Source organism: Actinosynnema sp. NPDC023587, assembly GCF_040640215.1.
In the GTDB taxonomy this organism is placed as follows: domain Bacteria; phylum Actinomycetota; class Actinomycetes; order Mycobacteriales; family Pseudonocardiaceae; genus Actinosynnema.
Window position 1 is genome coordinate 251,485 of sequence record NZ_JBFABG010000008.1, and the last position, 12,513, is coordinate 263,997.

Here is a 12,513-nt window from a genome sequence, read left to right on the forward strand (position 1 = left end):
GCGACATGCCTTTGGTACTGGTGGAAGAGCTCATCGCCTCGCCCGTCGACCAGGTGTGGGACGTGATCGTCGACGTGGAGTCCTACCCCCGGATCATGGAGCCGGTGCGCAAGGTGGAGGTGCTCTCGCGCGCGGACGAGGAGGTCACCACCGAATGGGAGGTGGAGCTCAAGGGCAGCGTGCTCAAGTGGGTCGAGCGCGAGGTGCACGACCGCGAGAGCTGGCACATCTCCTACGAACAGGTCAGCGGCGACCTGGAGCAGTTCGGCGGCTACTGGCACCTGACAACGGTCGACGACGGCCACACCCGCGCGGTGCTCTGCGTGGAGTTCGAGATCGGGATACCCATGCTGAAGGACATGCTCGACCCGGTGGCCAGCCGCGCGTTGGAGCAGAACTCCCGTCTCATGCTGCGGTCCATCGGAGACATCGCGGCCACCCCCGTCGCGGTGGCCGGACGGGACGAATGACCGCGGTCCGCGCCATGCTGACCGGCGCGACCGGCATCATCGGTTGGGAGACCGGGGAAGTGCTCCGCCGGCGCGGAATCCGCACCACCGCCGTCTCGCGCCGGGGCCGGCCGGACCACGGCGTGCTGGCGTGGCACATCGGCAGCGCACCGGCACCGGCCGACGTGGTGGCGGCGGGCCCGTTCGACGTCGTCATCCACGTCGCGGGCGCGACCCGCTGGACCATGACCCCGGCGGAGGCGTTCGCCGCCAACGTCGCGCCGCTGCTCGGCCTGCACGCGCTCACCGGCCGTGACACCCACCTCGTCCTGGTGTCCACCGTCCGCGCCAGGGGCCTGGAGTCGCCGGAGCGCGGGCTCGCCGACTACAACAACGCCTACGAGTGGTCCAAGTCGATCGCCGAGATCGTCGCGCACTCCCTGTTCGACAGGGTCAGCGTGGTGCGCGCGTCGCTGGTGATCGGTCGCGGCGACGACGGGCACGCCGCCAAGTTCACCGGCGTGTACGACCTCGTGCGAGCGGTGTGCCGCGGTACGGCACCCGCCTTGGTCGCCGAGCCCTCGGCCCTGTTCGACGTGGTCCCGGTCGACGCGGTGGCCACGGCGCTGGTCGACGCCGCGTCGGTGGACGGGCCCGCCGCCACGGCCGTCGTCGCCCTGGGCGGCTACGCGCCGACCACCCTCCAGGCGTGGCGGCAGATCATCGGCGCGATCAACGAATGGCGTGACCAGCGCGGCCTGCCCGGCATCCAGATGCCCCCGATAGTGCCGGTCGACCAGTGGTACCGGGCGTTCCTCCCGCTGGCGATCGAGCACCTGTCGGCGAGCCAGCGGCGAGTCGTGGAGCTCCTGTCGGTCTTCGACGCCTACACCAGCTCCACCGACCCGATCGACAGCACGGTGGAGATCACCGACGTGCTGCCCGCGCTCGCCAGAGCCGTCACCTACTGGGCGGACCGCCATCCCGCCGTCGCCGCCGCGACGCCGCAGGCGTGGAGGGTCCGATGACCGCGGTGCCCGACGACGCGAGCAGGCAACGCCGCTACCACGACCACATGTTCGCGTCCCTGGGTGCCTGGGAGCACACCGGCGAGGTGATCCGCGACTTCACCGGCGAACTGACCGTGACCGGCGTGATGGGTCTCGACCAGATGGGCCACTTCGGTCCCCACGGCTGCGACCTGGTGGGCGCGGAGATCCTCGCCACCGACCGCCCGGCGCTCACCGTGCTCGAACTGGGCACCGGTTTCGGCGGCGTGATCCGCTACCTGGCCGACCTGCTCCGCCGGCACGGCCGCGTCGTCACCGCGCTGGGAGCCGACCTGGTCCCGGAACACGTCGCCGGCGCGGCCCGCATCGACCGCGCCCTCGCCGAGCACCCGACGCGCTACCTGTGCGCGGACGTCTCCCGACTGCCGTTGCGGGACAACACCGTCGACGTCGTCGTCGTGTGCGGCTCGCTGCCCCACTTCCGCGACCCGACAGCGGTCTTCACCGACGCCCACCGCGTGCTCGCCCCGGGAGGTCTGCTGGTGGCCACGGACGAGGTCGGGATGCTGCGCTCCCGCGCCAACGCACCGGCCCCGGAGTTCTTCCGCCGGCACCCGCCGGACGTCTTCTTCCAGACCACCCCGGCCGAACGCCGTGAGCAGCTCACCGACGCCGGCTTCCGCGACGTCGGCATCACCGAGCTGCTCCCCTGGGCACCGGATGTCATCGCGGCGAGGTTGGAGGCGCTGCGCCTGTTCAGCGGTTCGGCGGAGAACATCTACGGCACGCAGCCGGTAGCGGCCATCCAGCAGGTCCTGAGTGCGGCGGCGGTGGAATACGCCGAAGACCGGATCGTCCCGGGACTCCTACTGGCCCGACCATGACCCCACGAGCACCGTGACGCTCTCCCGGCAGCCCGCCGGCCGCGTCCGCCGGTCGGTGGAATCATTCGCCGTGGTCCACCGGAGCCCCGCTCACGCGGGTTCGCCGGGGTGCAGACCGGGTTCGTGGTTCATGTCGGCGGCGATGGGGGTCGGGCTGAGCGATGTGTCGTCCTCGCCCTCTTCGAGGAGGGTGTTCGCGGCACCGACGATGCGCCCGTCCGGCTCGCCGACGACGTCGCGGTCACGGTCGGCGTAGTCGAGGCGGGCCAGCACGCTGCGCATCGCCTCCAGGCGCGCGCGGCGCTTGTCGTTGCTCTTGACCACCGTCCACGGGGCCTCGACGGTGTCGGTGGCCCGGAACATCGCCACCTTGGCCTGGGTGTACTCGTCCCAGCGGTCCAACGAGGCCAGGTCGTTGGCGCTGAGCTTCCAGCGCCGGACCGGGTCGACCTGGCGGATGATGAAGCGGGTGCGCTGCTCGGCCCGCGACACCGAGAACCACAGCTTCACCAGGATGACGCCGTCGTCGACCAGCATCCGCTCGAACTCCGGCGCTTGGCGCAGGAAGCGTTCGTACTGCTCGTCGTCGCAGTAGCCCATGACCCGCTCCACGCCCGCGCGGTTGTACCAGGAGCGGTCGAACAGCACCATCTCCCCCGCCGTGGGCAGGTGCTCCACGTAGCGCTGGAAGTACCACTGCCCCCGTTCGCGCTCGGTCGGGGTGCCCAGGGCGACCACCCGGGCACCGCGCGGGTCGAGGTTCTCGGTGAAGCGCCGGATCGTCCCGCCCTTGCCCGCCGCGTCCCGGCCCTCGAACACGACGACCACCCGCCGGCCGGTGTCCTGGACCCAGTACTGCAACTTGAGCATCTCGATGTGCAACAACCGCTTCGCCCGCGCGTACTCCGCCCGGCCCAGCCGCTCGGCGAACGGGTAGTTCTCCCGCCACGTGTCGACCTCGGTCCCGTCCGGGCGCAGCAACACCGGCTCCTCCCCCTCGGGGAAGCGGACGTTGATCTCACCGGACAGCTCGGGGAACACCTCGGCCGCGGAGAGCAGGTCAGGCTCGGCCATCATGACCCGCGAGTACCCCCGTCCGATATGGGAGTAAACCGACATTCCACCTCGTACAGCGCGAGCAACTCCCGGGCGAGGTGTCCGGGACTGGACTCGATCACGCGGAACGGCAGTGGCGGGGCCGACCCACCTGCCCGGCCCGACTCCTCGACGGTGCCGTCCTGAAGACGGCGGGCCTGGCCGGCGGTACGGACGTCGGCGTGCCGTCGAGGCGGCGACGGACCGCGACTACGACCCGACCACCCCGTAGGCGCGGATGATGGTCTGATCAATGGCGTTGCCCGCGGTGTCGGCGGCGGTGACGTGGAGCGACACCGCTCCGGACGCGGGGTGCCGGAGCTGGGCCACGTAGTCGCCGCCACCCAGGTCGAGCAGCCGCATCGGGCTCCACGTCCGGCCGTCGTCCGACGACGCCCGGCCCGTCACCGACGCGATCGGCGCACCCGTCGCGCCGGTCGCGTGGCCCACGTGCAGGGCGAAGCCGTAGGACCCGCCGCCCGGTGCCCGGTTGTACTCGTCGAGCTGCGGCCGGTACGTCAACTCCAGCAGCGGGATGCGGTCGGTGCGCCCGTCCGCCGGTCGGGTGGAGCCGAAGGTCCACGTGGTGTCGGTCCGCGTCGAGTACTGCCACCAGGGTGCCGACCGCTCGTTGGTGTAGTCGAGGCGGTAGGTGGTGGGGTCCGGGCGCACGGGCACCGACATGATGGGGACGCCGGCGTGGTCGACCACCTGTTCACCGTTGGCGTGCACCGTGGTCCGGTGCACGTCGTGAGCGGCCACCTGGTTGTTCCAGTGACCCCCGGTGTCCACGTGCGAGGCGATGCGGAGGTCGAGGGTGTCGCCGGTGCGCGCGGCGGGCGGCACCAGGGCCCTCGGGCCCGGCCCGGTCGGGCGGCCGAACCACTCCTCTCGCAGCACCTCCCCGGGCCGGTAGGACGTGGGAGTGCCGGTGAAGTAGGCGAAGTCGCCCGGCATCCGGGTCATCGACACCTCGTGCGTCCACCGGACGTCGCCGGCGGAGACGAAGTAGGTCCGCTTCCCCGGCCTGGGCACGGTGCGCTGGAACTCCTTGCGGTGCCGGTAGTCCGGGCGCGCCGCCCACCGCACGTCCACGCCCGGCGTGTCCGGGGTGTCGGCCCGGTACCAGGTGTCCAGCGTGGCGGTGGTGGCCCGGTCGGCGCGGTAGGACAGCACCGCCGGCACGCGCTGCCGCTCCGGCAGGAACAGGTCGTACTCGTAGGCCGGCGGGCTACCCTGGTCGTTCGGCGGGGCGATCAGGTCCCACTTGCTGTAGAACTCGAAGTCTCCCCTGGTGACCGGCTCCGTGGGTGCCGCGAAGGCGGGTACGTCCCGGGTCGTCAACTGGCTGTCGCTGTCGTCCTGCCCGTCCAGGGCGCGGTGGAAGCCCAGCGCCACCCCGTTGGTCGTGGTGGGCAGTTCGGTGTCGACCACGATCCGGTTCGCCGTTCGGCCGTCGAGGGTGAGGGCGGTGTCGCCCGTCACCGCGCGCTGGAACAGGCGCTGGCCGGGGGAAAGGTACCTCGTTGCCCGCGCAGCAGCGAGTGCTGAGGATGATCACCCGCAGTCCGCACCGGACGGGGGCTATGCCGGCGGGCTGCCGTCGGCGTTTGTGCTCACACCCGGCCTTGGCGGTCGACCCCGCACCAGCAGCGTCGGACGATCACGGTGTCCGCTTGGCGGGCCAGTGCCCGTGTGCTCGTTCTCGTGCGGGGATCGGCTGGTGCACGTTGCCGGTAGTAGGCGGGAGCGTGGTTCGGGTCAGCGCCGCGAGCCGGAACAAGGGGCCGACCAGCAGGTCGTAGAGGCGTGGCAGGAGGCGGAACGCGGAGATGATCAGCGGGTTGGTCGGACCGACCGGCACGGACACGTGCCGTCGGGGCCGGTCCGCCAGGCGGGTGATCGCGGCGGCCACCCGTTCTGGACTCAGTACCGGGAACGGCGGTCTCGTGGTGCGACCGGTGTAGTTGGCGGCCTGGTAGTAGATCGGCGTGTTGATGCTGCCGGGGCTCACGATGCACACGTGTATCCCGGGTTCGTCGCGGGTTTCCTGTTGCAGAGTGCGCAATACGGCGCGCTGTCCCCACTTCGCTGCGGTGTAGGCACCCATGTGCGGAACGGTGACCGAGCCCAGCAGTGAGTTCACCCCGATGAACACGCCGGCGTGCTGACGGCGCAGGACCGGCAGGACCGCTTGAGCGAGTTGGACGGTGCTGTGGACCGCGATGTCCACCACCGTGGTGAACACGTCTGCGGGCATGGCCTCCACGGTGCCGTAGCCCATCACCGTGGCAGTGTGCACGACAACGTCGACGCGACCGTGCCGACTCAGGGTCGTCGCGACGATCCGGCCGGCGCTGCCAGGGTCGCAGACGTCGTCGGCGATGACGTCCACGGCGGCGGCTCCCGCCGACCGGCAGGCTTCCTCCGTGACGTCGAGTGCCTCGCGACTGCGCGAGACCAGCACGAGGTTGTCCGCACGCCGTGCGAACTCGATCGCGGTCGCCAGGCCGATGCCGCTGCTGGCACCCACCACGAGCACGACCCGCCCGGTCACGGGTTGAGCACCACCTTGATGCAGCCGTCGCTCTTCGCGCGGAACATCTCGTACCCCTCGGCGGCCTCGGCGAGAGGGAGGCGGTGCGTGGTCAGGTCGAGGGTGCCGAGCGGATCGGCCGGGTCCAGCACCAGCGGCAGGATCTCGTCGGTCCACCGGCGCACGTGGGCCTGCCCCATCCGCAACTGGATGCCACGGTCGAACATCTCCATCATCGGCATCGCGTCCTGCTCGCCGCCGTACACGCCGGACACCGACACCGTGCCGCCTCGACGCACTCCCTTCAGCGCGGCGTGCAGGGCGTCGAGCCGGTCGACAGCCAGCTTGTCGGTCACCTTCTGGGCGACCGCGTCGGGGAGCAGCCCGGTGATCTTCTGCGCCGCAGCGACGAACCGACCGCCGTGCGCTTCCATGCCGACGGCGTCGATGACGGCGTCCGGCCCGCGCCCGTCCACCATGTCGATCAACGCCGCCGCCACCTCCTCGGCACCCCCGAGGTTGTCGAGGTTGACCGGTTCGGCACCGTGGCGTTCGGCCAGCGCGAGCCGTTCGGAGACCCGGTCCACCGCGATGACGCGCCCCGCACCGAGGTGCGCGGCGATCCGGACGGCGAACTGCCCGACCGGACCGAGGCCGAGCACCGCGACCGTGCCGCCCGGCGGCACGTCGGCGTAGCGGACCGCCTGCCACGCCGTCGGCAGGATGTCGGACAGGAACAGGAATTGGTCGTCCGGCGTGCCGTCCGGGACGACGATCGGTCCGAAGTGGGCCTGCGGCACGCGCAGGTACTCGGCCTGGCCGCCCGGCACCGACCCGTAGAGCGAGGTGTACCCGAACAGGCTCGCGCCTTTGCCTTCACCGCGCACCTGCGTCGTCTCGCACTGCGCGAACAGGTCGCGCTCGCACATCCAGCAGTGGCCGCAGGAGATGTTGAACGGCACCACGACCCGGTCCCCCACCGACAGGTGCCCGGCCGCGCCGGCACCCACCTCCTCGACCACGCCCATGGCCTCGTGACCGAGCACGTCGCCCGGTTTCAGGTAGGGCCCGAGCACCCCGTACAGGTGGAGGTCGGAACCGCAGATCGCGGTCGAGGTGACCCTGACGATCGCGTCGGTCGGTTCCTCGATGCGCGGGTCCGGCACATCGACCACGCTGACCTTCTCGTTTCCTTGCCAGGTAAGAGCTTTCACGGCGACTCCTCGGATCAGGCGGTGGTCCTACGGACACCTCGTGCGCACTGGCCAGCGCCCCGGCCAGGGCACCGCGTGGATCGGCGGCGGGCAGGCAAAACAGGGTCGCGGCCATGAGCTCGGCGACAAGACCGTTGACCACCCGGTGCCACCGCAGAATCACGTGCTCGCCGCCGCGCACGACGATCGCTCCCACCCACGCGGCACGAGCTCAGCCGTTGTGCGACCGTCCTCTGTGGGCTCGCGACGCGCTCGGCAGTGCCGTGCACGACAAGCACCTGCCTACCGGTGGCAGCGAAATCGCCGTCATGCGGGTGGACCCACGGGGCCAACGCGATGACACTGTGCAGCACCACGACCGCCGCCTCCGGCATACGCGTGGTCAGGACGTACGCAGGGCGGATTCGGACGAGGCCGGCGGCGGGCGTCATGGCCTGGCTATACCCGTGGACACCGGTTCAAAACGATACGAACCGTTGTGGGGGAACACGAACGTGAAAGCGGCGAAGCTTCATGTACCCAAGGCGGGCGACAGTGCCGATAGGCGATCCCGCACAAGCACAGTGTCCACTTGAACGGTTCAGCTTTTCGAACATCGCCCCATCGCCTTGGTCCCAGGCGGACCCACGCGCCGATGTCCATGACGCGATCACCGAGGTCGGCGACACCGACACCCCAGACCACAGTGGACCGCGACCGGGTGCCGATGGCCCACAGGCCCAGCGCTGGTGTCGGTGCTGCACGACTCTCTGACACGACGACGGTGGACGTCACCGTCTGCGGGCTCCGAGCGGGGTCAGCGGGGTACCGCGACCAGTGCCTCGACCTCGACGGTCAACGGCGGGGCAGCCAGGGCGGCGACGACGATAAGGGTCTGCGGCGGGTAGTCGCCGCCGGGGAACCAGCGGGCGAAGGTCTCCGTCATCGCGGTGCGGAAGCCGGGCAGGTGCTCGGTGCCCGACACCATGCTGAACAGCTTCACCAGTTGCGCAGGCCCCGCCCCGGCCGCCTCCAGCAGGCGTTCGATGTTGGCGAACACGGCCCTGGCCTGGGACAACGAGTCCTCGCCCGCCAGGCTGCCATCGGGCAGCGTGCCGATCTGGCCGGCGAGCACCACCATGTCGTGGTCGGCGGACACGTGCGCCAGATGGCTGTACGGCCCGGCGGGTGCGGCCACGGTCTCGGGGTTCCAACGCCGAATCATGAGTTCTCCTCAGCTAGACGGGCTCGACGGAACCCTACGTCGTCGCCTCCCGGCCCGATCGCACGACCGTCGTGCGCGCACCGCCTCCGTCGAGGTCTTTCCCGCCCGCTTCCTGATGTCGTCAGGTCCGACACGGGGCGCGGTGCGGAATCGGACAACGGCCACTATGCGCACGACCTGTTGATGCGTCCATTGCCGGTCTGAGAGCCGGTGCCGGGCCTGGTCCGTCCACGGCGGCGTCAAGGGGAGCGGTGCGAGTGAGTCTCGGCCGGAGCGCGAGACCCAACTGAGCCAGCCGTCCCATAAGGCCGTCACTGTTGAGAGGGCGAACACGGAGCAGTGCTGCCATTGTCTCGGCACGCCGCTGGTAGGACTCCTCGCGGGCAGCGGCGTGCCGAAGGCCGGCATTCGTGCCGCCGGCAGGCGACTCAGTGCAGCGCCGACGATTGAGCTGTCGTCGGTCAGCTCGCTCAGGGTCCTCTGTGGCCTTGATCAGCCCCGAGGCGCGTCCTCGATCACGCCCACCTGATCCAGGTCTTCCGGAGGGGGCATGTGGCGGATGCTGTCGCTGCCCTTGTGGTCGTGGGCGCGGCTGTACTGGGAATCCAGCAGCCTCCCCAACTTGTGCGCCGCCCCGGCGTACGCGTCGTCCACCGTGGTCGCGTGGTGGGTGACCGCGACCGGCTGCTTACCCCCTGGCCGCGCCTCGATGACGCACTTCTTGTCCTCCGGCTTACTGCCCCCGTCCTCGCTGAGGTGCACCTCTACCCGCGTCAACCATCCGCTGAACCGGGACAGACCGCTCTCCAGGTCGGTGGTCACATAGGCAGCCAGTCGCTCGCCACCGTGGACGTTGTGGTCGGTGTTGACCTGAATCTGCATGAGCACCCTCCAAAACGGAACAGCAATGGTCTTAGCGGTACCACGAGATCGGCCTGCTCAAACCTCGCGGCGTTCATGTATCGCAGTAAAATAGTTCTATCAGGAGCTATTGGACGCGGTTCAGCGCCGTCCGACGCATCCAACGGCTCCCACGCAGCGGGGTGGGTGGCGTGATCGGCGAGGTGAGGCACACCAGATCCAACACTCAGTGTGAATCAGCCCGCAAGTGCTGCCCACCTTGCTGTTCGCGGCGCGCTCGTGGATCACGATGCCCACGAACGTCTTGCCTCGGCCCAACCCCGAACTTTGCGAACTTGCCCAAGGCATGGCACGGAAATGATGCCGGCGCAGCAACAGCCCGGCGTGCGGCCCCGATCAACGTGACAACCAGTAGTGTGGGAAGACGGCCCTCGCGGTGCACCTCGCTCAGCGGCTCGCCGAGCAGTACCCGGGCAGCCAGTACTTCATCGACCTCCACGGCTTCACCCCCGGTACGAACCCGCTGACCCCGGAGCTGGAGCCCGCGACGCTGGAGCGCCGCAGCGCGCTGTGGCGCTCCCACATATCGGGTGCTCGTGCCCCGCTGGTTGTCGACAACGCCGTGGACGCCGCGTATGTGCGGCCCCTGTTACCGGCCTCGCCGGGGAGCTGGTCCTGATCACCAGCAGGCGCAAGCTGGCAGAGGTCTATGGCGCTGATCCGCGACGAGCAGGAGTCCAACCTCGCGATCCACGTGTGGGGGTTATCGCCCTCCGGCTGAAGTGGGCAGGATTGGTGGTGGGCACGGCGCTGCACCTGTCGACAACGACGGTGCTGAGCCTGTTCGACTTCGGCATGTTCATGATCGGTGTCCTGGTCGTCGGCCCCTCGTCGGGAGTCGTGCGCGGCAGCGAGGGTGGGAGGCCCGGGTGGGCGGTGTGGTCGTCGAGCGGTTCGAGCCGGGGAGCGCGGGACGGGCGGGACCTGCGGTCGTATTATGGGATCGTTGCGGACTGCCAGACTTCGACCGGCCCGACGAACCCCGGTTGACCTACGACAACGTCATCGGCCGACTCGCCACCCCCTTTCCGGCCTCGGCCCGGCCGTCTACTGGCTCGCCTGGGACCAGGACCGGGTGGTAGGGGTGGCGAAGGCGCAGTTCCCGACCGACACGGACCGCACCCTGCTCACCATGAACCGCGACATCGGCGAACTGCCGTGACCCGCCTGCCCCCGGATCGTGGTCATGCCCTGCGGCGGACGGCCGAGTCAGAGGCGGCGCACAGGACCCTGGAGTACATCCGTCCACAGTAGACTTGCTTCCGTCATGCCCTACCGGGTGTTGCGCTCGACTTCAAGCCGAGTGCACCATGATCCGGAAGCTGCTGCCCATCCCGTCAGCGGTGTTGGGTAGCGAGGCGGCCAAGAACGCCGAACTACTCGCACTGCGATACGAGAACGCTGTTCTTCGCCGGCACCTCGCGCGTCCGGTCCGCTACGAGCTCGCGGACCGGTTCCGGTTCGCCGCCCTGTCCGGAGTAGTGGATCGTCGCCGGTGGTCGGAGATTTTCCCGGTCACGTCGGGCATGCCGGGCACCCTGCTCGCTTGGCACCGCCAACTCATAGCCCCATCACTGTGAACCCGGAGTCGGATCAACTCTGCTTGCGCCGCCGCTCACCATGACCGGAAATCCAGGCGTCAAACCGCTTTTGACCGTCGACCCGTTGAGACGGAACACTCCGCACCCTCACCGTTCGATGTTGGTGCAGAATGAACGCCGTGGTCGCATCAATAGTGGACTCGTGGCTTGGAATCAGGTCGTGGCTAGAGACTCGCGCACCTGCCACGTTCGCCGCACTCGCCCCTTCCGCTCCATCAGACGAGATACGGGCAGTGCGCGACGATGTCGGGCAGAACCTTCCGGATGACCTGGTCGCGTGGTGGCAACTGTGCGGCGGCACCAGGCTCAGTGATTGGGCCGGACCACTGTTGCCACCGTTCTACGAGCCGTGTTCTCTGCGCCAAGTCCTCGCGATGAGGGAGTTCGCGGTCGGCTCCGGTTCGCCCACCGCCATCCGCAACGCCGATGCCGGCGAGGCCGGCAGCCTCGCCGGGGCGTTCCTCGCCTCGTTCGTGCCCATCGCTGCCGACGGCGGTGGCGACTACCTGTTCGTAGACCTCCGCGCCGGTGCCCTTCACGGTTGCATCCAGCACTGGAGCGGCGACGACGGCGCGAACGGCGTGGTGTGGTGGACCGGTGTCGCCGAAATGCTCGCCGATGTAGCCGACGCTCTCCGGACCGGCTCCGAAGCACGTCGCGGCCACGTCGAAGCAGCGGCCAGGCAACATTTCCAGGCGGCCACGAGTCTCGCAACGGTCAGCGACGGACGTCTGGCCTGGGAACCCACGCCCGTAGACCCTCCACTCGCCGGCCGATGACCCCACACGACATCCCGCAATGGACGGCGGCCCGCATGCGCTGGACTGTTCTTGGGTGGCGCGGGGTTCGCACTGGTCCCACATCGCGATGGCCGGGCCGCGCGGGGTGTCGCGGATGACGCCCAGGTCGGCCGTGCGAGCCTCGACGCCGGCCAGCTTCACCGCCACCCTTCCCCGCAACCCGACGGGCGCGGTCGCGCCGTGCCGGTGGCGTCCGGCCTCCAGCAGGTCGGCGACCTCCTCCAGGGTGAACCTGAGCCGCTCGGCCAGCAGGCCGCGCCGCTCGTAGTAGCGCGACGGCTGGAGGTTCACCCCCGCCGCGTCCGCCAACTGCCCGCTATGCGCAAGCCGCTCACACCGCCGGCCCGGTCGCCGTGGATACCTGGGCGGCGAGTGCGTCGAGCACGTCTGCATGGGCCTGCGGCACCGTGATGGCCAACTCCAGGCCGTCGCCTGAGACCTTGAGGGAAAAGGCGAAGAACGAACAGCAGCCGCTCTCCCGGACCATCAGGTCCGCCGCCCGCGCGGCATGCTCCGGGATGCGCTCCAACTCCAACACCAGTGTGGTGCGGTCCCGCCGCTGCGCCTTCGTCACCACCGTGGCGAACAAGTCGTCGAACTCCGCGACCCGCAACGGCTGCTCCACCGTGGGCAGGGTGCACGCCTGAGGCACCCACCCCACCCCGCGCGGCCCTATCTCGATGTCAATGCCCATGCCGACGACGGTAAGCCTGTACCAGGTGCAGGATGCAACCCCCAGACGACGTGGTCCCGTTCAAGACCGGTCACAAAACGCGCGGCACGAGGACCCGGCCCACCG

14 protein-coding genes are annotated in these 12,513 nt (G+C 69.7%); 7 read left to right on the forward strand and 7 right to left on the reverse strand.

The window, feature by feature from the left end; genetic code table 11:
• Positions 1 to 5 precede the first annotated feature (5 nt).
• The 3 genes from AB0G01_RS22520 to AB0G01_RS22530 are packed head-to-tail and all read left to right on the forward strand — an operon-like array spanning position 6 to position 2,343.
• A complete protein-coding gene (locus AB0G01_RS22520) occupies positions 6 to 470 on the forward strand; it encodes an SRPBCC family protein (protein WP_360948512.1) in 465 nt (154 codons plus the stop codon).
• Positions 467 to 1,477: an SDR family oxidoreductase gene (locus tag AB0G01_RS22525; protein ID WP_360948514.1), complete on the forward strand. Its 1,011-nt coding sequence runs from the start codon at positions 467 to 469 to the stop codon at positions 1,475 to 1,477. Before AB0G01_RS22520 ends, AB0G01_RS22525 begins: the two co-directional genes overlap by 4 nt.
• The gene (locus AB0G01_RS22530) at positions 1,474 to 2,343 is read left to right on the forward strand and encodes a methyltransferase domain-containing protein (protein WP_360948516.1); all 870 of its coding nucleotides are present in this window, start codon (positions 1,474 to 1,476) and stop codon (positions 2,341 to 2,343) included. The genes AB0G01_RS22525 and AB0G01_RS22530 overlap by 4 nt, the downstream gene beginning before the upstream one ends.
• Before the next feature lie 90 nt (positions 2,344 to 2,433).
• Here the strand turns inward: AB0G01_RS22530 and ppk2 are convergent, their stop codons facing one another.
• The 6 genes from ppk2 to AB0G01_RS22560 form a co-directional block, all read right to left on the reverse strand.
• Entirely contained in the window at positions 2,434 to 3,417 is a 984-nt protein-coding gene (gene ppk2, locus AB0G01_RS22535; RefSeq protein ID WP_360948710.1) for a polyphosphate kinase 2, read from the reverse strand.
• Between the two features lie 231 nt (positions 3,418 to 3,648).
• On the reverse strand, positions 3,649 to 4,923 hold the full coding sequence (locus AB0G01_RS22540) for a hypothetical protein (protein ID WP_360948518.1): 1,275 nt from the start codon (positions 4,921 to 4,923) through the stop codon (positions 3,649 to 3,651).
• A 178-nt stretch (positions 4,924 to 5,101) separates the two neighbouring features.
• Positions 5,102 to 5,995: an SDR family NAD(P)-dependent oxidoreductase gene (locus AB0G01_RS22545; protein ID WP_360948520.1), complete on the reverse strand. Its 894-nt coding sequence runs from the start codon at positions 5,993 to 5,995 to the stop codon at positions 5,102 to 5,104.
• On the reverse strand, positions 5,992 to 7,188 hold the full coding sequence (locus tag AB0G01_RS22550) for a zinc-dependent alcohol dehydrogenase (RefSeq protein ID WP_360948522.1): 1,197 nt from the start codon (positions 7,186 to 7,188) through the stop codon (positions 5,992 to 5,994). The genes AB0G01_RS22545 and AB0G01_RS22550 overlap by 4 nt, the downstream gene beginning before the upstream one ends.
• A 796-nt stretch (positions 7,189 to 7,984) precedes the next feature.
• Positions 7,985 to 8,392 carry a RidA family protein gene (locus tag AB0G01_RS22555; RefSeq protein WP_360948524.1) on the reverse strand — a complete coding sequence of 136 codons (408 nt, stop codon included), beginning with the start codon at positions 8,390 to 8,392 and terminating at the stop codon, positions 7,985 to 7,987.
• Positions 8,393 to 8,884: 492 nt separating this feature from the next.
• Positions 8,885 to 9,274, reverse strand: a complete 390-nt coding sequence (locus tag AB0G01_RS22560) for an HPF/RaiA family ribosome-associated protein (RefSeq protein ID WP_360948526.1) — start codon at positions 9,272 to 9,274, stop codon at positions 8,885 to 8,887.
• Between the two features lie 415 nt (positions 9,275 to 9,689).
• On the opposite strand from AB0G01_RS22560, the gene AB0G01_RS22565 reads away from it, so the two are divergent.
• The 4 genes from AB0G01_RS22565 (at position 9,690) to AB0G01_RS22580 (ending at position 11,693) form a co-directional block, all read left to right on the forward strand.
• Positions 9,690 to 9,932 (forward strand): hypothetical protein, encoded by a 243-nt coding sequence (locus AB0G01_RS22565; RefSeq protein ID WP_360948528.1) that lies wholly within the window; start codon positions 9,690 to 9,692, stop codon positions 9,930 to 9,932.
• Positions 9,933 to 10,051: 119 nt separating this feature from the next.
• Positions 10,052 to 10,303 (forward strand): hypothetical protein, encoded by a 252-nt coding sequence (locus AB0G01_RS22570; protein ID WP_360948530.1) that lies wholly within the window; start codon positions 10,052 to 10,054, stop codon positions 10,301 to 10,303.
• A gap of 320 nt (positions 10,304 to 10,623) precedes the next feature.
• Positions 10,624 to 10,893, forward strand: a complete 270-nt coding sequence (locus tag AB0G01_RS22575) for a hypothetical protein (protein ID WP_360948532.1) — start codon at positions 10,624 to 10,626, stop codon at positions 10,891 to 10,893.
• 131 nt (positions 10,894 to 11,024) lie between these two features.
• Positions 11,025 to 11,693, forward strand: coding sequence for an SMI1/KNR4 family protein (locus AB0G01_RS22580; protein ID WP_360948534.1), 669 nt, complete (start codon positions 11,025 to 11,027; stop codon positions 11,691 to 11,693).
• Positions 11,694 to 12,045: 352 nt separating this feature from the next.
• Here AB0G01_RS22580 and AB0G01_RS22585 read toward each other — a convergent pair whose 3' ends face one another.
• Positions 12,046 to 12,408, reverse strand: coding sequence for a hypothetical protein (locus AB0G01_RS22585; RefSeq protein WP_360948536.1), 363 nt, complete (start codon positions 12,406 to 12,408; stop codon positions 12,046 to 12,048).
• Between the last annotated feature and the right edge of the window lie 105 nt (positions 12,409 to 12,513).

Excerpts from the sequence above, each read along its gene's own strand:
- AB0G01_RS22585 (WP_360948536.1), bottom strand. The coding sequence starts at position 12,408 with ATGGGCATTGACATCGAGATAGGGCCGCGCGGGGTGGGGTGGGTGCCT.
- AB0G01_RS22560 (WP_360948526.1), bottom strand. The coding sequence starts at position 9,274 with ATGCAGATTCAGGTCAACACCGACCACAACGTCCACGGTGGCGAGCGA.
- ppk2 (WP_360948710.1), bottom strand. The coding sequence starts at position 3,417 with ATGGCCGAGCCTGACCTGCTCTCCGCGGCCGAGGTGTTCCCCGAGCTG.
- AB0G01_RS22530 (WP_360948516.1), top strand. The coding sequence starts at position 1,474 with ATGACCGCGGTGCCCGACGACGCGAGCAGGCAACGCCGCTACCACGAC.
- AB0G01_RS22580 (WP_360948534.1), top strand. The coding sequence starts at position 11,025 with ATGAACGCCGTGGTCGCATCAATAGTGGACTCGTGGCTTGGAATCAGG.
- AB0G01_RS22555 (WP_360948524.1), bottom strand. The coding sequence starts at position 8,392 with ATGATTCGGCGTTGGAACCCCGAGACCGTGGCCGCACCCGCCGGGCCG.
- AB0G01_RS22575 (WP_360948532.1), top strand. The coding sequence starts at position 10,624 with ATGATCCGGAAGCTGCTGCCCATCCCGTCAGCGGTGTTGGGTAGCGAG.
- AB0G01_RS22525 (WP_360948514.1), top strand. The coding sequence starts at position 467 with ATGACCGCGGTCCGCGCCATGCTGACCGGCGCGACCGGCATCATCGGT.
- AB0G01_RS22520 (WP_360948512.1), top strand. The coding sequence starts at position 6 with ATGCCTTTGGTACTGGTGGAAGAGCTCATCGCCTCGCCCGTCGACCAG.